The 21,737-nt window shown below is 36.5% G+C and carries 17 protein-coding genes and 1 pseudogene; 6 read left to right on the top strand and 12 right to left on the bottom strand.

Translation table 11 applies throughout. The features are described 5' to 3' along the window. Positions 1 to 78: 78 nt before the first annotated feature. Both AC2CGN_RS09320 and AC2CGN_RS09315 read left to right on the top strand, forming a co-directional pair. Positions 79 to 555: a helix-turn-helix domain-containing protein gene (locus tag AC2CGN_RS09320; protein WP_484513468.1), complete on the top strand. Its 477-nt coding sequence runs from the start codon at positions 79 to 81 to the stop codon at positions 553 to 555. A gap of 121 nt (positions 556 to 676) precedes the next feature. After that, on the top strand, positions 677 to 2,587 hold the full coding sequence (locus AC2CGN_RS09315; protein ID WP_484513466.1) for a recombinase family protein: 1,911 nt from the start codon (positions 677 to 679) through the stop codon (positions 2,585 to 2,587). 461 nt (positions 2,588 to 3,048) lie between these two features. On the opposite strand, the gene AC2CGN_RS09310 is transcribed toward AC2CGN_RS09315, so the two are convergent. From AC2CGN_RS09310 to AC2CGN_RS09255, 12 genes are all read right to left on the bottom strand, one after another. Continuing rightward, complete coding sequence (locus AC2CGN_RS09310; RefSeq protein ID WP_429982471.1) at positions 3,049 to 3,825, bottom strand: CsxC family protein; 777 nt, start codon at positions 3,823 to 3,825, stop codon at positions 3,049 to 3,051. 153 nt (positions 3,826 to 3,978) lie between these two features. Then, complete coding sequence (locus AC2CGN_RS09305) at positions 3,979 to 5,301, bottom strand: BC_2427 family protein (protein ID WP_484513464.1); 1,323 nt, start codon at positions 5,299 to 5,301, stop codon at positions 3,979 to 3,981. A 309-nt stretch (positions 5,302 to 5,610) separates the two neighbouring features. Then, positions 5,611 to 6,417 carry a CsxC family protein gene (locus AC2CGN_RS09300; protein ID WP_286927374.1) on the bottom strand — a complete coding sequence of 269 codons (807 nt, stop codon included), beginning with the start codon at positions 6,415 to 6,417 and terminating at the stop codon, positions 5,611 to 5,613. 326 nt (positions 6,418 to 6,743) lie between these two features. After that, positions 6,744 to 7,481 (bottom strand): 16S rRNA (uracil(1498)-N(3))-methyltransferase, encoded by a 738-nt coding sequence (locus tag AC2CGN_RS09295; RefSeq protein ID WP_429985707.1) that lies wholly within the window; start codon positions 7,479 to 7,481, stop codon positions 6,744 to 6,746. Positions 7,482 to 7,562: 81 nt separating this feature from the next. Continuing rightward, positions 7,563 to 8,504 carry a 50S ribosomal protein L11 methyltransferase gene (prmA, locus tag AC2CGN_RS09290; protein ID WP_286927376.1) on the bottom strand — a complete coding sequence of 314 codons (942 nt, stop codon included), beginning with the start codon at positions 8,502 to 8,504 and terminating at the stop codon, positions 7,563 to 7,565. Positions 8,505 to 8,525: 21 nt separating this feature from the next. Continuing rightward, positions 8,526 to 9,647 carry a molecular chaperone DnaJ gene (gene dnaJ / locus AC2CGN_RS09285; protein WP_286927377.1) on the bottom strand — a complete coding sequence of 374 codons (1,122 nt, stop codon included), beginning with the start codon at positions 9,645 to 9,647 and terminating at the stop codon, positions 8,526 to 8,528. A 204-nt stretch (positions 9,648 to 9,851) separates the two neighbouring features. Further along, positions 9,852 to 11,693 (bottom strand): molecular chaperone DnaK, encoded by a 1,842-nt coding sequence (dnaK, locus tag AC2CGN_RS09280; RefSeq protein ID WP_283868779.1) that lies wholly within the window; start codon positions 11,691 to 11,693, stop codon positions 9,852 to 9,854. A gap of 75 nt (positions 11,694 to 11,768) precedes the next feature. Beyond that, positions 11,769 to 12,353 (bottom strand): nucleotide exchange factor GrpE, encoded by a 585-nt coding sequence (gene grpE, locus AC2CGN_RS09275; RefSeq protein WP_484513460.1) that lies wholly within the window; start codon positions 12,351 to 12,353, stop codon positions 11,769 to 11,771. Between the two features lie 17 nt (positions 12,354 to 12,370). After that, complete coding sequence (gene hrcA, locus AC2CGN_RS09270; protein ID WP_464527654.1) at positions 12,371 to 13,399, bottom strand: heat-inducible transcriptional repressor HrcA; 1,029 nt, start codon at positions 13,397 to 13,399, stop codon at positions 12,371 to 12,373. A gap of 89 nt (positions 13,400 to 13,488) precedes the next feature. Then, positions 13,489 to 14,634 carry a radical SAM family heme chaperone HemW gene (gene hemW / locus AC2CGN_RS09265; protein WP_484513458.1) on the bottom strand — a complete coding sequence of 382 codons (1,146 nt, stop codon included), beginning with the start codon at positions 14,632 to 14,634 and terminating at the stop codon, positions 13,489 to 13,491. Positions 14,635 to 14,814: 180 nt separating this feature from the next. Next, positions 14,815 to 15,966, bottom strand: a complete 1,152-nt coding sequence (gene chrA / locus AC2CGN_RS09260) for a chromate efflux transporter (protein WP_429987706.1) — start codon at positions 15,964 to 15,966, stop codon at positions 14,815 to 14,817. 94 nt (positions 15,967 to 16,060) lie between these two features. After that, positions 16,061 to 16,906, bottom strand: coding sequence for a DUF4179 domain-containing protein (locus AC2CGN_RS09255; RefSeq protein ID WP_484513456.1), 846 nt, complete (start codon positions 16,904 to 16,906; stop codon positions 16,061 to 16,063). A gap of 160 nt (positions 16,907 to 17,066) precedes the next feature. On the opposite strand from AC2CGN_RS09255, the pseudogene AC2CGN_RS09250 reads away from it, so the two are divergent. The 4 genes and pseudogenes from AC2CGN_RS09250 to AC2CGN_RS09235 form a co-directional block, all read left to right on the top strand. Further along, positions 17,067 to 17,417, top strand: a pseudogene (locus AC2CGN_RS09250) (polysaccharide deacetylase family protein); the annotation flags it as partial. A 109-nt stretch (positions 17,418 to 17,526) separates the two neighbouring features. Next, a complete protein-coding gene (locus AC2CGN_RS09245) occupies positions 17,527 to 17,973 on the top strand; it encodes a polysaccharide deacetylase family protein (RefSeq protein WP_429982480.1) in 447 nt (148 codons plus the stop codon). Positions 17,974 to 18,407: 434 nt separating this feature from the next. Further along, the gene (locus tag AC2CGN_RS09240; RefSeq protein ID WP_484513453.1) at positions 18,408 to 20,051 is read left to right on the top strand and encodes a pyridoxal phosphate-dependent decarboxylase family protein; all 1,644 of its coding nucleotides are present in this window, start codon (positions 18,408 to 18,410) and stop codon (positions 20,049 to 20,051) included. After that, entirely contained in the window at positions 20,035 to 21,732 is a 1,698-nt protein-coding gene (locus AC2CGN_RS09235) for a methyl-accepting chemotaxis protein (protein ID WP_484513451.1), read from the top strand. Before AC2CGN_RS09240 ends, AC2CGN_RS09235 begins: the two co-directional genes overlap by 17 nt. Positions 21,733 to 21,737 lie beyond the last annotated feature (5 nt).

Below are 21,737 nucleotides of genomic sequence, written 5' to 3'. Positions count from 1 at the left end.
AAAGTCAAGACTTCTTAATTAAAAATATTGCATTGTCATAAAATAATAGTTATTGTTTAAATAGAGGAGGTGGGAAAAGTGAATGAACGCCTAAAAGTTTTAAGAAAAACTCTAGAAATGAATCAGAAAGAATTTAGTGAAAAAATAGGGATTTCCCAATCTGCATTAACATTGATGGAGAATGGAAAACGTACAATTCGAGACGTGTACATTGCACAAATGTGCCATGAATTCAACGTAAACGAGGAATGGCTTCGCACAGGAAAAGGCGAGATGTTTGTCCAACCTGCTACTTTTTCATTGGATGAATATGCACAAAAAAACCAGCTCACTGAATTAGAGCTGGACATCATTAAAAGCTATATGGACTTAAATAAAGATGTGCGTCAAAGTATTCTTGCAACTGCACAGCAACTTTTTGCAAAGCACACAGAAACAGTTGCTACTACTGATGAAGATGACATTGAGGCTGAATTAAAACGTTATCGTCAAGAATTAGAAGCTGAGAAAAAGGTACAAACATCATTAGTCTCACAAAAGCTCGAAACAAGTTAAGAAATTCCACACATTGGACTTTAAAATGATAAGAGGTATTAATTAATTTGCAAATTAATTAAAAAGAAAAGAGAGCGAGCTTTTTGTCTTGCTCTTTCTTTATGAAAAGGTGTGATTTCCAATGAAAAAAACAAAAGCAGCATTATATGTTCGAGTGAGTACATTACATCAAATCGATAAAGACTCTTTACCTTTCCAACGACAGGAATTAGAAAATTATGCGAAATACGCTTTGAATATTGAAGATGTTGAAGTTTTTGAGGACGCTGGCTATTCGGCCAAGAATACTGACCGTCCTAAATATCAAGAAATGATGCAGCGAATCCGAAAAGGTGAATTTACACATTTACTTGTGTGGAAGATTGATAGGATTTCACGTAATTTAAAAGACTTTTCGGAGATGTATGAAGAATTAAAAGGATGCAAGGTTACATTCGTATCAAAAAACGAGCAGTTTGATACATCTACAGCAATGGGCGAAGCAATGCTAAAAATCATCTTAGTGTTTGCAGAATTAGAACGTCAACTGACTGCGGAACGTGTATTTTCAATCATGCTCTCTCGTGCTGAAAAAGGTTTATGGAATGGCTCCACTGTACCGATTGGTTACGTGTGGTCAGATGAAGAAAAGTTTCCTGTGGTAGATCCTAAAGAAACAAAAATAGTCCAATACATTTACAATTTGTACGAATCATTACGCTCAACTTTAAAAGTAGCATATCGTTTACATGAGGAAAATATAGCTACAAAACGTAATGGACAATGGACAGCTAAAACAGTTCGGGATATTTTACGTAACCCCTTCTATATTGGTACATACCGCTACAACATGCGTGAAAGTGATGGTAGTCGAAGACTAAAAAATAAAGATGAATGGGTAATCGTTGAAAATAATCATCCTGGCATCATTGAAAAAGAGCAATTTGAACGGGTTAATAGACTACTTTCGGACAACTATAGAGGCTTAACTGATGTCCAACGTGCCGATATTCATAAGCACATCTTTTCTAAAATGCTTTATTGTGGAAAATGTAATGCTTTGCTTACGGCTGGCTTAGATTCACCACGCAAAGATGGTTTTCGTCCATCACGCTATACTTGTGTTACGTCCGGTGGAGCTAAAAGATGTAGCAACTATGTGAGTGATATTATTATTGGTCCATTTATTTTTAACTATGTATCAAATTTAATTAGGCTCCAAGAGCGAATCACTCCAAGTCATTCAATACGTGATATAGAACGAGCGTTACTTCGTGGTAATGAATTTACTGATGTAGTTGGTATTGATAATGAATCACTTAAAGAAACATATTTTGCGCTTACTAATGGTTTGTCAGGACATGAATATTCTTTGGCTACAAACGATGAACAGGTTATTCCTGATCTAGAAATTGAAAGGTTAAACAAAGAAAAAGTGAAGTATGAAAAAGCATTAGCTCGATTAGAGGATTTATATTTATTCGGTGAGGATGGCATTAGCCAGAAGGATTATATTTTTAAAAAGCGTGACCTTCGGGAAAGACTAGAAGAAATTGAAGTCGATATTAATACGTTAAATCAAAAAAATAATAATAAATCAAGTGATACATTTATTGATAATGGGCAGCATTTTTTAATTACTAAAGAGATGCAGCAGGCACGCAATGTTGATTATAGAGCCTTGTCAGAATCAGTTGGCAGAGAAGCATTATCTGATTTTATTCATACTGTAATTTATAATATTATTGTCTTAGATAAACGTGTGCAATCAATTACATTTAAGAATGGTATCACACATACCTTTGCATATAAGTCTCTTTTACAAAGCGAATCCGTAGCATCAACTCGAATGCAGTTTAGACTTTACGAAAGTGCAGTATTGGACTATTTGAAAGAAAATGGACCCGCTTCACGTGCCGATCTGCAAAAAGCTACTAACATTTCCCGTGATGGAATCTTCACGTTATTAGCGGAATTACTTGAGCGTGATCTTATTGTAAAAACAGGACAATCTGTATCAACGCGCTATCATTACAATGAAAAAATCACTTAAAGCCACCATTTTAAGTGATTTTGCCATGCAGTTGAAGCCTTGATACCACTACATTCCTACGCAATCATATCTCTGTATACTTCCCCACAACCTAGAGTATGGAAACTCACGATTTTTGATCGCTCGTTACTCATAATTTATATCATCCTTTCAACATCTCAATTACAATTTGCTTCTTCACTATTAAATTTTTTTGATGTACTTATTTTTAGAAAGTGATTTATGATAACACAAATAAATATAATGAGCCTAGCTTTTTGGCTAGCCTTAACTTAATGTTTAGTATTTATCCTCTAATGTTTAACGACCCAACCTACTAAAATGCTTCCCATAAGCTTGTGTAGGTGGTCTTATTTTAAGTCAAACATTTTTATTGCCATAAAAAATAGTAGTACAAACCTTGGCCATGATTTGCACTACTAATATTTTTATTTGTTGTGTTTCTCAAAAATTTAAAACTATTAAGGGCTAGTAGGAGGAGTAAGTCCTAGAAGAACAGGAGTTATTACACTACTGCCAGCACCAAGGCGGACTTGTTGAACTTGTAGTACTTTTACAGTCAATTCCAATACAATTTTTTCACGTAAAGTGCTGAACGTTCCCTCTGGTGATGTCAAGATTGGCGAAAAATCAAGTTCAAAGAAGTTTGCCGCTACTAATTCTCCAAATGGTTGTTCATTGTATTTAACAAGGTTTTGGAAGAAAGCTTTATCCAATCGAGCGTCCATTTGCGTCGCTTCATTCAGGAAGTTCGCTTCAGCAAACTCGGAAATGCCTAAGATTGGAGTAGGTCCCCCAGGTGTTTGTGGGAATGTAAGGTCTGTAAAACCAGAAAACGCAACATCGGCAATTCTATCTCGAAGTGCTCCACTACATGCTGATGAAGCATATTCGATATTTTTACGAATATGTCCTGCTACAAATAATTTAGCTCTTGTTACTCTAAAAAAGTCAGTGCCCGCAATACGTGCAAAGCTCACTGGAACCAATTTAACTTGATTTAGGAATACATTTTTTTTCACTCTTTTGATTTCAGTTGCTGCAGGAGAAAGCGTAATATCTGACTCCACAACGATTTGAAGTGTTGGTTCTGCAAGTACAACTGGAACTTTAATTGTTGGAGTCGTAAGTGGTGTAGCAACTACTGGAGTAATTTCACTAGTTAATGGAATTTGTTCAGTTGATGCTACCGGACAAGGTTCGAATTGACTAACTTGATTATCTAATTGTTCACTCAAAAAAATTCCCTCTTTTCATTTTTTTAGTATTAAAGAGCGCTCTTTATATAACTAGAATATGTAGCGGTTATATCTATACATGGACGTATATACTAGTATTTTACTGATTTTTAAAAAGGGTTTTGAGCTAACATATAAGATTTCAATTATCCTCTAGACTCTGTTTGCCATACTAACCTGTATTTTCTGTACTTGAAACATATGAATGATTAAATCTAATACTATATTTTGGCACAATTGATTCGAATGAATAAATTCTTTATTTTGTACAGGTATTTCATCCCCGGTATGAGAACTTATATACTCAATATTCTGATGAATATAACCTTCTATAAATAAATTCCCCTTTAATGCTGTACATGTTCCATTACCTAATGATTTGGAAAAACGATTAGGTACGAATCTACAATTGGTTAGTACTACCTCACTCGAGATATCTTTAATCTCCACAATTCCTTTTTCAAATATCATAAATTCTTCGAGACATATTTCGATTTTATATTCCCCAACTACAACTGGAACTCTAATATGCATAAAATCTTCGGTACTGTACGAATGATTATTTACTCCATCTTTGTTAATTGATTGTGAATTATGTAAGGGGACTACAACTGATTTAAGCAGATTATTTTTCTGATTATTTTTAGGATGGATATCTGTTTTCATTAAAAATACAATTTTATTAATTTTTGAGCGAGCCAATCGACAATCCGGCTGCTCAGGATAATCCGTTATAGTATGAAATAGCTTAGTTTCAAATTGGGGAATTTGTTTATTGTTTAAATCAAGAAATTCAAATGTATTTTGAACATTTTCACCACAGATAGGAGCATGGAGAAAATCATTAATTTCAACATATGTAGAAAATGAGCTTTTTTGGGTTATAGAACATACTTCTCCTTGCACAGGCTCAGGAAAAGGTGTAACTGTAGAAAGGTTTTCCCCTTCATCATTTTTATTCTCACCATATGATTGATTAGGATCTACTTGAGATGTTAAATCTGGTTCTTCTATAGAATTCATTTCCTCTGTCTCTTCGGGATCAGGGAGAGCATGGACATCTTCCCCATCATTAATTTCTAGAGGATTAAGTAGTCCATGATTGGAATCTAAATTGGTTGCTAAATCTAAATCTTTCACTGGATTCATTTCATCTTCTATTTGAGTATCGGAGAAATGATCGATTTCTTCCTCAACAACCGTTTCAGGAATAAGTAATGTTAAATCCAGCTCTTCCACTGGACTCCATTCATCAACCTCCACGTTATCAGGTAGGGGATTGGTTTCTTCTTCAACATTACTTCTTGAAGAAATTAGTAATTCATGGCTAGATTCATCCCCATTTCTGGTATCATCATTTTCACCAAAAGCAGAATCTAAATGAGATGGTTTAGGTTGATACGTCCAATCCGTGTATTTATTTTGCTTGGAGGATACTTCCTTCATCCCTCTAAAGTTAATCCATGGAGTTTTCATTCATTCACTCCCAAAAAATGTTTTGACAAATCGATAATTCCTCATTGTTCTATATATTAAGGATTTGAGTTCTACTTCATAATATAACGCCTATTCTTTTCACTGTACTTATTATTACAATTCATACTATGCTTAACTTTTACTTTTGTCACTGAGCACGTTGTTTCACACGACAATTTTTTAATAGCAAAAAAGGCAGTTGAAAATTCGACTAAATCGAACCCTCGACTGCCAACTCAAATATTGGATTTTTATCCGTGACCTTGAATGACGCTTATCTATTTTGATTCTCTAGTAATTAAAGATAGATTAACAAGGTTCGGAAGGTGGATTAATAGGAGGATTGATAGTAGGACTAACTGGAGGAGTAAGCCCTGTAAGAACAGGAGTTATTACACTACTGCCAGCACCAAGGCGGACTTGTTGAACTTGAATTACTTTTACAGTCAGTTCGAGTACGATTTTTTCACGTAATGTGCTAAACGTACCTTCTGGTGATGTCATAATTGGCGAAAAATCAAGTTCAAAGAAGTTCGCTGCTACTAATTCTCCAAATGGTTGTTCATTGTATTTAACAAGGTTTTGGAAGAAAGCCTTATCCAATCGAGCGTCCATTTGCGTCGCTTCATTCAGGAAGTTCGCTTCGGCAAACTCGGAAATGCCTAAGATTGGAGTAGATCCCCCAGGTGTTTGTGGGAACGTAAGGTCTGTAAAACCAGAAAACGCAACATCGGCAATTCTATCTCGAAGTGCTCCACTACATGCTGATGAAGCATATTCGATATTTTTACGAATATGTCCTGCTACAAATAATTTAGCTCTTGTTACTCTAAAAAAGTCAGTGCCCGCAATACGTGCAAAGCTCACTGGAACCAATTTAACTTGATTTAGGAATACATTTTTTTTCACTCTTTTGATTTCAGTTGCTGCAGGAGAAAGCGTAATATCTGACTCCACAACGATTTGAAGTGTTGGTTCTGCAAGTACAACTGGAACTTTAATTGTTGGAGTCGTAAGTGGTGTAGCAACTACTGGAGTAATTTCACTAGTTAATGGAATTTGTTCAGTTGATGTTACCGGACAAGGTAGCATTTGATTTTCTAATTGTTCACTCAAAAAAATTCCCTCTTTTCATTTTTTTAGTATTAGGGAGCTCTCCTATCGTTAGAATATGTATCAATAATATCTATGTATGGACGTTATACTTGTTTTTTCTATATTTTAATAAAAGGGATTTTTGTTGAATTTTCTCTTGACTCAAAATTTTTATTTATTTTCTCATCATATTTTGCAAAATATTACTGACTCAAATTTTAGTAAGACCCTATATTATAAAAGTGAAAAAACCACTTAAAACAGTTTTTTAAGTGGTTTTGCCCATGCCTCGTCTTTTAGCCAATACGCACTATAACATATTCTCATTTTTGACAAGGCGGCATTTTTTATTCAAATTCATAGGATATTGCAGACAGTGCATAAAGTGGCGCAGTTTCTGCTCGTAAAATTCGGGGGCCTAAAGACATCGTTTGGGCTCCAGCTTGCAACAGAGCATCCGCTTCTTTTCTAGCAATGCCGCCTTCTGGACCAAAGATAATAAGAATTGAATTCGATTTTTTATCGTAAGCGTTTTTTAGCTTTTCCGCAAATCTTGTACGTTTTATCGACTTGGCATCTTCTTCATCTGCGATAAAAACGGCGTCAAAATTGCTCACTTGATTTACTAGCTGCTTAAAAGAAATTGGTTCATAAATTTCTGGTATATGTGTACGATGAGATTGTTCAGCGGCCTCTTTTGCAATTTTTTGCAGACGCTCTTGCTTTTTTACCCCCTTCTTTTTATCCCATTTTACAATGGAACGCTCTGCTTCAAAAGGCAATAAGGCAAACATGCCAAGCTCTGTTGCTTTTTGTGTAATAAGCTCTAATTTATCACCTTTTGGCAATCCACAGGCAACTGTAACTTGAACAGGTAGCTCAGGAGAAGGAATCATCTCCCCAGTAGGCTGTATAACTACCCCATCTCCTTCAAAGGCTACAATTGTACAGATGTGGGCATTATCTTGTGCCACTACTACAATTTTGTCACCTTCCTTCATTCGCATTACTCGTTCAATATGATGTGCATCTTCTCCACTAATTCGTGCTTTTTCAATAGAGGTTTCAATAAAATAACGCTGCATGGTACACATTCCTTTCTATAAAGAAGAGAAAACACCAAATCACAAACACTCGGCTCACGATTTGGCGCTTTCTCAATCCATTTATTGTGGACGACGGGCGATGATTGCGACCCAGTCTTCCATTAGTAATACTTCTTCAATGACAAAGCCTGAAGCTTCTAGTGCTGCTTTGACATCATCCCGTTTTGCGCCAATGATGCCTGAAGTGACATATAATCCACCTGGTTTGACAATTGAAAATGCATCGTCAGTAAAGGATATAATAATTTCTGCTAAGATATTGGCAACAACGACATCGGCCGGCTCCTTCACTGTATCCAATAGGTTTCCATGAAATACAGATACTGTATCCTCAACTTTGTTTAACACAACATTTTCTTGTGCTGAGCGTACTGCTACTTCATCTAAATCAAGCGCATGAACACTTTTAGCTCCAAGTAATGCGGCACCAATAGAAAGAACACCAGAACCCGTACCAATATCGATAACTGTGTCTCCCTCTTTTACAACCCTTTCAAGCCCTTGCAGGCACATCACAGTTGTTGGGTGTGTTCCAGTACCAAATGCCATACCAGGATCTAATTCGATAATTAATTCATCTGTTGATACTGGAGTATAATCTTCCCAGGTTGGCACAATTGTAAAGCGTTCAGAAATTTTCACAGGATGATAGTATTGCTTCCAAGCTGTTGCCCAATCTTCCTCATTTACTTCTACAATCGATACTACATTCTCCCCTATATCGATATTAAAGTTCGTTAGATTTGTGATAGCCGCTTTAATTTCTTCCACTGTTTCATTTAAAAAGCTAGACTCCGATAAGTAAGCCTTAATAATAACACCATCTTTGGGAAAATCCGCTTCATTTAGTGCATAAATTTCACCAAATTGATCTTCTCGTGGCTTAGCAAATTCAGCCGAATCTTCAATAACAACACCACTTGCTCCAGCCTCATGCAAAATATTCGAAATTGCCTCTACCGCTTCATTCTTGGTATGAATGGATAACTCTGACCACTTCACGTAGCTCTTCAGCTCCTCTAATTATTCGCCTTGGAATTTTTTCTTGATTTTATCGAATAGTGAGCTTCCTTGTTCCTCAGGAATATCACCACTAATTTCCGCAAATTCGCGTAGCAGTTGTTTTTGTCTTTCTGTTACCTTTTCTGGTGTGACAACTTTGACAGTAACATATTGATTACCAGTACCATAGCCATGTACATTTTTTACACCTTTGTCTTTAAGGCGGAATTGAGCACCTGACTGTGTCCCTGCTGGAATTCGTAATTTTACTTTCCCATGAACAGTTGGTACTTCAATTTCATCACCAAGAGCTGCTTGAGGGAATGTTAGCTTCAGTTCATAATAAATATCGTCGCCATCACGTTCAAACTCATTATGCCCTTGCACACGGAACATTATATATAAATCTCCCGCTGGTCCTCCGTTTATACCTGGCTCTCCCTGACCCGTTACACGAATTTGTTGGCCATCGTCAACCCCTGCTGGAATTGTTACTTTAATTTTCTTACGTTTTTGTACTTTTCCTTCTCCACGACATGTTGAACATTTTTCTTTAATGATCTTTCCAGTACCATGACATGTTGAACAAGTACGACGATTCATCATACGGCCAAATGGCGTATCCACAGCTTGATTTACTTGACCAGCACCATTACATGTTGAACATGTTTCTGGTTTAGTTCCTGGTTTTGCACCCGAACCATGACAAGTATCGCAGGTTTCATCCTTCGGAATTTCGATTTCTGTTTCTTTCCCGAAAATCGCTTCTTCAAATTTAATATTCATACGATATTGTAGATCATCACCCTTGCGTGGTGCATTCGGGTCCTGACGACGACCGCCACCACCAAAGAATGAGCTGAAAATATCCTCGAAGCCGCCAAAGCCGCCTCCTCCGAAGCCACCACCACCAAAGCCAGCATTTGGATCCTCATGACCAAATTGATCGTAGCGCGCCTTCTTCTGATCATCACTTAGCACTTCATAAGCTTCAGCGATTTCTTTGAATTTTTCATCTGCACCTGGTTCTTTATTTAAATCAGGGTGATATTGTTTTGATAATTTACGATATGCTTTTTTAATATCATCTTTTGAAGCTGATTTGGTTAACCCAAGCACCTCGTAGTAATCGCGTTTTTCCATCATTCACACTCCGCTCTTTTTGCATAAAATCTATTGTACCATGCAGTTAAATAAACTGCCTCTATTTTTGTTGTAAATTATTTATTAATAAATGAGAAACATATTGTTCTCAGTTACTATTTAGAGCTTATCATACCGCTTTTAATAAAGAGAAAAGCCAAAGCCGCAAGCGGTCTTTGGCTTTTCACTTAACTGTGTTAACTCTTATTTATCGTCTTTTACTTCTTCGAATTCAGCGTCTACAACACCGTCATCTTTTTTACCAGCGCCAGTGTCTGCACCTGCTTCGCCACCTTGAGCTGCTTGAGCAGCTGCTGCAGCCTGTTCATATACTTTCATTACTAGTGGCTGTAAAACGCCTTCTAGTTTTTCTTTAGCAGATTTAATGCCCTCTAATTCACCAGCTTCAAGCGCCTTTTTCAATTCATCGCGAGCATCTTCAACAGATTTTTTCTCGTCTTCTGTAATTTGCTCACCTAGATCAGCAATTGTTTTGTCTACTTGGAACACTAGTTGATCTGCTTCATTACGAAGATCTGCTTCTTCTTTACGTTTAGCATCTGCCTCTGCATTTGCTTCAGCATCTTTTACCATGCGTTCAATATCTTCCTCAGATAGACCAGAATCAGATTGGATCACAATTGTTTGCTCTTTGTTTGTACCAAGGTCTTTCGCTTTTACAGATACGATACCGTTTTTATCAATATCAAATGTTACTTCGATTTGAGGTACACCACGTGGTGCCGGTGGAATGTCTGCTAATTGGAAGCGACCTAATGTTTTATTATCAGCTGCCATTGAACGCTCACCTTGTAGAACATGGATGTCTACTGCTGGTTGGTTGTCAGCTGCTGTAGAGAATACTTGTGATTTTGAAGTAGGGATTGTTGTGTTACGGTCAATTAATTTTGTGAACACGCCACCCATTGTTTCAATACCAAGTGAAAGTGGTGTTACGTCAAGTAGAACAACGTCTTTCACATCACCAGTTAATACGCCACCTTGTACAGCAGCACCCATTGCAACAACCTCGTCAGGGTTTACTCCACGGTGAGGCTCTTTACCAGTTTCTTTACGTACTGCTTCTTGTACTGCTGGAATACGTGTTGAACCACCAACTAAAATAACTTGGTCGATTTCAGATGTTGAAAGGCCTGCATCAGATAATGCTTGACGTACTGGACCTACTGTACGATTTACTAATGGTAAAGTAATTTCGTCGAATTTTGCACGTGTTAAAGAAATTTCTAGGTGTAATGGACCTGCTTCACCTGCTGTAATGAAAGGTAAAGAAATTTGTGTTGAAGTTACACCAGATAAATCTTTTTTCGCTTTTTCAGCTGCATCTTTTAAGCGTTGCATCGCCATTTTATCTTTTGATAAATCAATGCCATTTTCTTTTTTGAATTCAGCTACTAGATAGTCGATAATCACGTCATCAAAATCGTCCCCACCTAGTTTATTATCACCAGCAGTTGCTAATACTTCGAAGACACCGTCACCTAATTCAAGAATAGAAACGTCAAATGTACCACCACCAAGGTCAAATACTAAAACTTTTTGATCTTGGTCTTGTTTGTCTAAGCCGTACGCAAGTGCAGCAGCAGTTGGCTCGTTGATAATACGCTCTACTTCAAGGCCGGCAATTTTACCAGCGTCTTTTGTCGCTTGGCGCTGTGCATCATTAAAGTAAGCAGGAACTGTAATAACTGCTTTTGTTACTTTCTCACCTAAGTAATCTTCTGCATAGCCTTTTAAGTATTGAAGAATCATTGCTGATACTTCTTGTGGCGTATAGTCTTTATCTTCCACTGTTACTTTTTCAGCTGTACCCATTTTTGATTTAATGGAAATAATTGTGTTCGGGTTTGTTACTGATTGACGTTTTGCTACTTCACCAACTTGACGTTCGCCATTTTTAAATGCGACAACAGATGGTGTTGTACGATTACCTTCTGGATTTGGAATTACTTTTGGTTCTCCACCTTCAAGTACAGAAACACAAGAGTTTGTTGTTCCTAAGTCAATACCGATAATTTTGCTCATTAAAATTTCCTCCTATTATTTAAACGCAAGGGATGCGTTTTCTAACTGATTTTAATTGACTAAATAGTGCTATGACTATTCGTTCACAGATACCATTGATGGGCGTAATACACGATCCTTTAAGATATATCCTTTTTGCAGTTCGCGTAAAATAACACCAGTCTCTTTTTCACTATCTTGTTCCTGCATGACAGCTTGGTGAATATTTGGATCAAATGGCTCACCTTCTGCTTTAATCACTTGCAGACCTTCCTTCTCTGTTGCTTCAATCAGAGAACGATAGACCATTTCAATGCCTTTTACAATAGAAGCAGCTTCTTCAGACGTTGCTTCCACTTGTAAGGCACGCTCAAAATTATCTAGTACTGGCAGTAAATCTGATAATAAGCTTTGAGCACGGTATTTCTCTGCTGCCTCACGATCTAGCTGATTGCGACGACGCATATTATCAAAGTCAGCGCGTAGGCGTAGATGACGATTTTCCTCGTCGTCTAGCTTTGCTTGTAACTCTGCAAGCTTTGCCTCGTATTGCTCTTCAATCGTCAATTCTGCTTCTTGCTGTTCAACTACATCATTTTCTGTAGATACATTTTCAGCTTGTACATTCTGATCCTGTACTTTTTCTTGTACAAGATCCTTGTTTTCAGTTGTTTCAGTCACTTGAATCCTCCTCATTATCAATCACTACGATTCTTCGTAAAGGCCTGTGTTAAATCCATGCGCAATACGTCTAGTAAAGCAACAACACGTTTGTAATCCATCCGTGTTGGACCAATAATCGCAATAGCCCCTTGTTGATCTTCACCAATTGAATAAGTGGTCGTAATGACACTACAGTTTTCCATTTCTAGTTGTTTATTTTCAGAGCCTATACGAATTTGAATGCCCGATTCATTGGGATGGAAAAGCGATTGCACTTGGCTGTTGGTTTCCATTAAGTCCAAAATCATCCGGACTTTATTTAAATCGTGGAATTCGGGCTGGTTGAACATATTTGTTTTTCCACCATAGAAAATTTTACTTTCTGAATTATGCATCGTGGCTGTAACAAGTGAGCGAATAAAGTCATCCGCAGATCTTACATGCTGCTGTAAAACAGCTAACACTTCAGCCTCAAGTTTTGTATGAAGATCTTCTAATGACACACCGATTAAGCGTTCATTTAAAATATTAACCATCTTCTCTAATTCAGAAGCGGTAAAACCTGGAGGTAAATTAAACATACGATTTTCCACATGCCCGTTATTCGTTACGATAATCGCTACTGCTGTATCACTAGAGAGCGGCACAATTGAGAATCGTTTAACACGATGTCTTTGTACATCAGGTCCTAAAAGAATCGATGTATAAGATGTCAGCTCTGATAAAATATTGGCTGATTTTCGGATAATATGCTCTACTTCTACTAGGCGATCATTAAAAATTGATTGGATTTGCTGAATATCCCTAGAATTAATCCCCTGTGGACTCAACAAATGATCTACATAAAATCTATAACCCTTTTCCGAAGGCACTCGACCAGAGGAAGTATGTGTTTTTTCTAAAAAACCTAATTCCTCCAAATCCGCCATTTCATTTCGAATTGTGGCTGGACTAAATGTAATCTCTTGCTTTTTGGAGATTTGGCGAGAACCTACCGGCTGTGCAAACATAATAAAGTCGTCTACAATGACTTGCAATATCTGTAGTTGCCGATTTGTTAGCATGATTATCACCTCTGTTAGCACTCAACTAAGAGGAGTGCTAATACTATTATTAAGTTATCAAATCCCACATTTTATGTCAACGAAATCGCTCAATCTTCTAGCAAAAATTGTTGAAATACTTCATTCCCTACAAATCGACCTTTTCGTGTCAGATGAATTCCATTCGTATCGTGTTCCAAAAGACCTTCTGATACTAGCTTTTCGATAACATGACGATAACGTGTAAGCATCGTTTCATTAAATTTCTCTTCATATATATGGTGTAATACTCCCTCTGTTTTTCGCAGACCTAAAAACATTTGTTCTTCACGTTTTTCATTCTCTGTCACAATATGCTCATAGACAATTGGTAAATCACCTTTGTTTACTGCATCAATATATTTTTTTAATGGTCCATGATTGGAATAACGGATACCAGCAACATATCCATGTGCACCAGCACCAAAGCCTGCATATTCATCGTTTTCCCAATAAATTTTGTTATGGCTAGAGCTGAAACCAGATTGCGCGAAGTTACTTATTTCATATTGTTGCAGCCCATGAGCCTCCATCTGTTTCATCAATACATCATACATATCTGCCTCAAGATCTTCGGTTGGTAAATGCAATTTTCCCTTTGAATATTGATTATAAAATATCGTTTTTGGCTCTACTATTAATGAGTATGCGGAAATATGCGGTAACTCCAAGGCAAAGGCCTTTGCTAAGGAGTCCTCCCATTGTGCCATTGTTTGCCCAGGCAGACCATACATTAAATCTATGCTTATATTGTGAAAGCCAACCTTTTTCGCCAAGGCTATTGTTTCATAAACATGTTCGTTACTATGAGTACGTCCAATTTTCTTTAATAATGTCTGATCAAAGGACTGCACCCCCATACTTAAACGATTGACACCTCCAGCAAATAATGCCTGCAATTTCGCCTCTGAGAGCTCGTCTGGATTTGCCTCTGATGTAAATTCTGTCACACTGTCCATAGGAATATACGTACGAATCAGCCCAAGAAGTTTTTCTAATTGCTCAGGTGATAAAGCAGTCGGTGTTCCACCACCGAGAAAGATCGTTTCGATTTGTTTAAAATGGTCAGGATACTTTTGTATGGCAAGCGCCATCTCCTTGCCAAGGGTTTCTATATATTCATCAACTGGTTGATTTTTGAAATAAAATTTATTGAAATCACAATAATTACAAATTTGATGACAAAAAGGAATATGAATGTAAACACCTCGTGCCATAGCTATCCCTTCTTTCTGATAAAGTCTTTTTCCATTTTTACATTATAAACAAACAAAGAATAGAACGCCATGAATCCATCTAAGAAAAGTATGTGTATCCAGTGGCAGTTCATAGGATCCATTTTCCACAAAAAAATCAAAACCATAAAGATTCATGGTTTTGATTTAGAAAGTGTATTTTTAATAACGTATAATTCCTATGCAAAGACCAATGATTACTAATAAATAAGGCGGTATCTTCCATCGCATTAAGCACCATAAAAAGATGGTAGATATAACAATATCTAACCAATTTTCAATTGTCTCTGTAGCAATTGGATGAAAAAAAGCTGCTGCTAATATTCCAACAACGGCAGCATTTGCACCCGCTATCGCCCCTCTTAATCTTGGAAATTGATTCAGCGCTAGCCAAAATGGCATTGCCCCAACTATAAGTAAAAAGGCAGGAAGAAAAATTGCTATTGTAGCAATAACGGCCCCAGGTACTCCAGCAATCATCATACCTATGTAAGAGGCAAACGTAAATAATGGACCAGGAACTGCCTGTGTCATTCCATAACCTGTGATAAAATCAGAAGAACTCATTAGTCCACTTTGTACAAATTGAACTTCTAACAAAGGCAGTACTACATGACCGCCACCAAACACTAAAGCACCTGATAGATAAAACTTTTCAATCAATATAAACCATTCATATTGCATAAATGGACTAACAGCTGGTAAACCAATAAGGAGTAGGAAAAACAGTGATAATAAAATGAACCCTGCTTTTTTGGAAATAGGTACGACTGTTACATGTTGATTCATTTCCTTGGTGATTTTAATAAATCGAAAGCCTATGAGGGCAGCAAGACCTATCACCAATACCTGTGATAATGAATGTCCCCATAAAAGCACTACTCCAAGTGCAGACAAGGCAATTATTAAATGCCATATGCTAGAAATCAATTTCCTGGACATATCCAAAATAGCCTGTGCAACAATCGCAACAGCCACTAATTTTAAGCCATGGACCCAGCTCAGCTCTACATGCGTCGAAAAATATCCGAATGCAATCAGCAGCAACACTGACGGTAATGTAAAGCCAAGAAAAGAAATTATACTCCCAAATATTCCGCCTCTTAATAAGCCAATGCCCATTCCTACTTGACTCGATGCGGGACCAGGTAGAAATTGACTAAGTGCTACAAGCTGACTGTAATCATTTGCTGATAACCACTTACGTTTTTCAACATACTCATTTTGAAAATAACCTAAATGAGCAGTTGGTCCACCAAAGGAAGTACAGCCTAATTTAAAGGAAACTAAAAAGATCTCCCATAACCTTCGCAACAACCTCACTACTTTCCATGTAATATATCATTATCTTACATGGTATAACCGTGTTTTTAGATTAAAGTATTGTAAAGATTGAAATAAGCATTTCTTATTTTTTTATCATTTTAATTTTAGAACCAAGCTCATTTCCATCTGTAGCAATTGGAATTAAATGATAAGTTTTTTCTGTCAAATATAGGGCGTCAAGGCGAACTCCCCATTTTGTATTGTCCTCATTTAATGGATACGCAGCATTCAGGCGCCATAATTCTCCTGATGTAGATTGAATATTAAATTGTATGGTGTTATTCAATAGGGCTGTGTCAGAATGAAAATAAATTGTTGTTGATATTGGTGTAGAAACAACCCTGTCAATTGTTATTTGTTGGCCATCTATTAGCTTCAATTTTTTTTTAACTGAAAAAACGTTCCTATCATTTTGTAATTGCTTCTGTGATGCTTCTACTTGAAAGTTCCATGGCTCGTCAATTGCCTTTTTCCCGTTCCAGTCGTTATAGCGAATATCTAAATTTAATGTTTCATCCTTTGGTAATTCGCTTAATTTAACACTGCTATAAATGGTATAGGTTTTATCCGATTGTGCAATGGACTGCCCACCATTTCTTACCGTAAACTCTTTTCCATTAATTAATACTTGTGGAAAAAAGAAAATTTGATAGTCGAAATGTGTATCGTTTTCTGGTTTAAAGGTGGCGTTTAATAAAATCTGATTGTCATCCACTATTACTTCATTTAAGGTCAAACTTCCAAGGCTATTTTCAGTGGTTTTACCGACAACTGTTTTATAGGTTTCAAAATTTAAATCCTTATTAAATAAATAATAAAGTACAATTACACCAATCACCAATATTAAAAATAACACTACAACAAACCATATTTTGCGCAATCGACTCCCCTTCGACTGACCTTCAACTAGAAGCATATCATTAGACACATGTACACCTCATTTTTCAGAAAGTTATTTACACAATTATTGTAGTTATTAGGGGAACATTATATTACCTTTAAGACTTAATGTTTGTCATACCGTATCCCTCATACAATGGGTATTTTATTTTTTTGGAATTAAATAAAATAGCAGGGAGGGACTAATACTGAAAAAGAAAATTACTTATTTAGGAATTATTCTTTTTTTCATTGTTGTTTTAGCATTTGGTGCTTATAAGTTAATGAATGCTAGAGACTATCAACTTTTTGGCAAGATTATCTCTCATATTGACACTACAGAAAAGGTTGTAGCATTAACTTTTGATGACGGTCCAACTAAAAATGTCAGTGCCATTTTAACATTACTGGAGGACTACGATGCTAAAGCAACCTTTTTTTTAATTGGAAAGGACCTTGAAGAAAATTTAGAAGAGGGTAAAAAAATTGTGAATGCTGGTCATCAAATTGGCAATCATACCTATTCACATAAGCGAATGCTCTTTAAGAGCCCTACCTTTTATCAATTTCGCCTTGGCGTAATTGCGTCCGGATTTTGAATTGTGCCTGCACAATTCATTCCTTTGAAAATCCGTGACATCCGCCGGAGGCTTTATCTTCATTCAGTAGGTGTTTGGACACCCACTGAAAAGGAATCAAAACCGCATTCATCTCACCACCTGTAGAGGTGGGAGTCTTCTGCTGAATGAAGATAAAAATGAAATAGAAAAAACAGATGAACTTTTAAAAAGTATTGGCTATCCAGATATCCCACCTGTTCGACCGCCGTATGGGAAAAAGCTAATTGGATTTCCGCTTTATTTAAGTAAAACAAATCATGATACAATAACGTGGAATTTGGAGCCTGACTCCTTCTATTCAACACCTGATGAAAAAATTAATTATGTGAAAGAACATATTCAATCTGGCTCGATTATTTTAATGCATCCCATGTATGACAAGACAGACAGTGAACTGCAAGCAATCGAAGGTATTTTGCAGTCACTTACTGAGGATGGATACCGCTTTGTCACCATTAAAGAACTTCAGGATAAATCTGAGAATCTGCACAAATGAGGCAGATTCTTTTTTCATGTATAGCAGATTACTATTTGCAGAGTTTCGATCTATTTAACAGTCTTTATTATAATTAGTCAAAAAGTATTATAATTTTCTTATTATTAATATTATTTTAAAATTATTATAAGAATAGTATTTTAAAAACATTCATTTTTCCTCATAAAATCCCACTATCCTCACTTTTTTAATTTTTTCCGTAAAAACTACACAAAAAACCTTTAAAATATAACCTTTTTAAAACTAATTAATCTCTAATACATTTTCTATATTTCTCCTTAAATAAATTCGATTATTCAGAAATGTAAAATAATATTTTTTTAAGAAAATATAAATTCATTTTTTGTTATTATATGTTATTATAACTTTAGAAAAACGACCTATTTTCAAGGAATGAAAAATAGAGGAAATATGAACTATAAAGGATGATGAATATGAAAGAAATCCAACAATTATTCCAAAGCGAAGATGGAAATATCGAGCAAAGGGAGAATTTTTTATCCCTATTAGAGAAAATTGTTTCCTCTCTAGATGCATTAAAGAATCCCAACAAAACGTCTCTTGGACCAATAAAAGAGCGTTCCTCTAATTTCTATCAAGAATTAATGCAAGACAATCAAATAGCAAATACAGGTGTTGGGCTCGATCAGGTTGTGGAAGAACTTACACAGTTGATGCAAGGACACCCTTATCATACGCGTAATTTTGTCACGAATGTTTTACCAATGGCTAGTATCCCTGGTATATTGGGCCAGTTTACAAATGCCCTTTTGAACGGTAACAATCTATGGGATGTTTATGGACCTGCTGCTGCAGAGTGTGAAGTAAAAGTTGTAGCGATGATGTCGAAGTTAGTAGGCTATGACTACACTAAGAGCTTTGGCTATACAACTTGGGGAGGACAAGGGGCTGTATTTAGTGGTCTTCGTCTTGCCATTGCCAAGCAATTTCCACAGGCAAAGGAAGAGGGTATTCCAAATAATTTATATTGCTTTGCATCAGAAAATGCACATTATAGCCTATTAAAATCGATTGAAGCGGTAGGTATAGGAAGTAAGCATTTAATTCGTGTAAAAGCTGGAAAAGACCATTCCATGGATATCAATGACTTACAGGCCCGTATGACAGAGGTGATTGAAAATGGTGGAATCCCAGTCTATGTAGTAGCTACAACTGGCGCTACGGATCAATTTGCCATTGATGATGTACAAGCCATTAAGGAAGTCACTACAGTCCTTGAGAAAAAATATGCCTTACAACCGATACATATCCATGCTGATTCCGCTTTGGGAGGCTTTTACGCATTTTTCAACGATTACGACTTTACTGCCAATCCCCTTCAGCTAGAGGCAGAGGTATTACAGGGATTGACACATATTCGTACACGTATGCAGCATCTAGCAATTGCAGATAGCCTGTGCTTTGACTTCCAAAAGCTTGGTCAGACACCATATTTAACAAGCTTATTCTTAATAAAAGAAAGTAACAGTTTACAGTTACTTGATATCGAGGACTTTGATACACCATACGTCGGCAATCGCGGTTATGGCTCCTACCATACAGGCTATACATTAGAGTGCTCACGAATGGGAAGTTCAATAGCTATTTATGCAGCTTTACAGGCATTTGGTAAAGAAGGCTATCAACAAATATTAGCCAATTACGTGCGCGTTAATCTAGCATTCCGTAAACAATTAGCGGAGCATGCACCTATGCTGCAAGTAGTAAATGGAATGAATATTGGACCCGTTACAGCCTTTCGTTTATATCCAGAAGGCTATAATTGGCACACGGAGCAGGCAGGTCGCTATACACAAGACCAAATTGAATATATAAATGCGATTAATGCCTCTTTCTTTGAAATTATAGGTCAGGATCGAGACGAAGTATTTTTTGGTGATACAACACGTTTTTGTACTGTCCACACAAGTGATACAAAGCAACAAGTTCCAGTTGCTGCTGCAAAATTCTTTGCTATTTCTCCTTATACTGAAAAAGAACATATCCAAGCTATGATCCATTTCCTAAAACAAAAGCTGCAAGTATTGGAGGATGCCAAAGTTGAATTTAATAAATAAATTAAAGGGTTCTTTACTTTATAAATATATTGCAAGTTTCACCATTCCCATTGCTATTATTTCGATTATATTTAGTGTGGTACTATTCATAACGTCTTATCGAATTATCGATAATTTTGTTATTAAACAGTTTGAGTCAACATTAGAAATTGTATCTAATTCTATTTTTGAAGATATAGAAAAAAATGATGTCATTGCTGCAGACAACGGGAATCATCAAAAATATGAACAACTACTAAAGCAATTAAATGGCACAGTTAATAAATACGATATTGAAAATGCGTATATCCTTTCGCGTTCTAATGGACAGGAGCATATTGTCGCTTTAAGCAACAAAGATAATTACAAAGAAGATTATGTTTTCGATGAAAAAATGAACGTTGCTTTAGACGATGGTTCTTTACAAACTAGCGATATTTATCAAGATGAATATGGTATTCATAAATCCATTTTTATACCATTTAATAATACGGACATTTTATTCGGTTTGGATATGGATGCTTCCTTTATCTCTAAGCTACAAACAGAGACACTTTGGATAAGTATCATTATGACGGTGATTTTCATCCTACTAGGGATAATTGTCGCTTATTTCATTAGTATTGGTATTACAAAACCAATTAAAAAAATAACTGGTTATGTTGGCAGGGTCGCCAAGGGAGATTTAGCTGTTGAGCCTCTACAAATCAAAGGTTCCAATGAAATCGCCCAGCTTTCTCTAGGCATCGAAAATATGACAGAAGATTTACGCTTACTTATTCAGCAAATCGCAGAAAATGCTGAACAAGTCGCTGCTATGTCAGAGGAATTAACAGCAAGTTCTGAGCAAACTAGCGCATCCATACAGCAAATTACATCTTCCATGCAGGAAGTTGCAGCTGGTTCAGAAAAGCAAACAACCTCCATAGAAGAGGTAGAAAATCATATCTCAGTAATTTCTACAAAAATGTCTGAGGTCGTTACGAGCGTAAATGATGTGGCAGTAAAGGCAATCAGTGCATCCACAATTTCTGAAAAAGGCAATATGACAATTCAAAATGCAACTGAGAAAATGGCTGTCACTACTACTGCCATTCAAGAGACTTCAGCAGTTGTGGAACGTTTAAGCACATACACAAATGAAATTGGTGACATTGTGACCTTAATTAACCAAATAACGGACCAAACCAATTTACTCGCGTTAAATGCATCTATTGAAGCAGCAAGAGCTGGCGAACATGGGAAGGGCTTTGCCGTTGTTGCAGAGGAAGTACGTAAGCTTGCTGATCAATCATTAGCAGCAACTAACAGTATTCGAACACGTATTGAAACCATTAAAGAGGAATCTGCACAGGCTGTAAAATCTATGGGAATTAGTAGCAGTAATCTTGTAGAAAGCTCAACAACCTTCAATGCATCTGGTGAGGCCTTTGGAGAAATTAATACACAAATTATGGAGCTAACGAAGGAAATGAATCATGTCAATACGATTATTACCAACATGAACCAAGGTGTGAACAGTATTGCTAATTCTGTAGAAGAAGTTGGTATAGTAGCCGTTCAAGCATCAGGAAATATTCAAAATGTAGCAGCAGCTTCTGAGGAACAATCAGCAAGCATCGAAGAAATTACTGCATCTTCCAATAATTTAGCGGAGATGGCACAACAGCTTCGTCATATCATACAAAAATTTCAGCTATAAAAACT

Source organism: Lysinibacillus sp. DFXJR4 (assembly GCF_057196045.1).
Note: the sequence above shows the minus strand (reverse complement) of the source record. Positions and strands in the feature narration are given on the sequence as shown.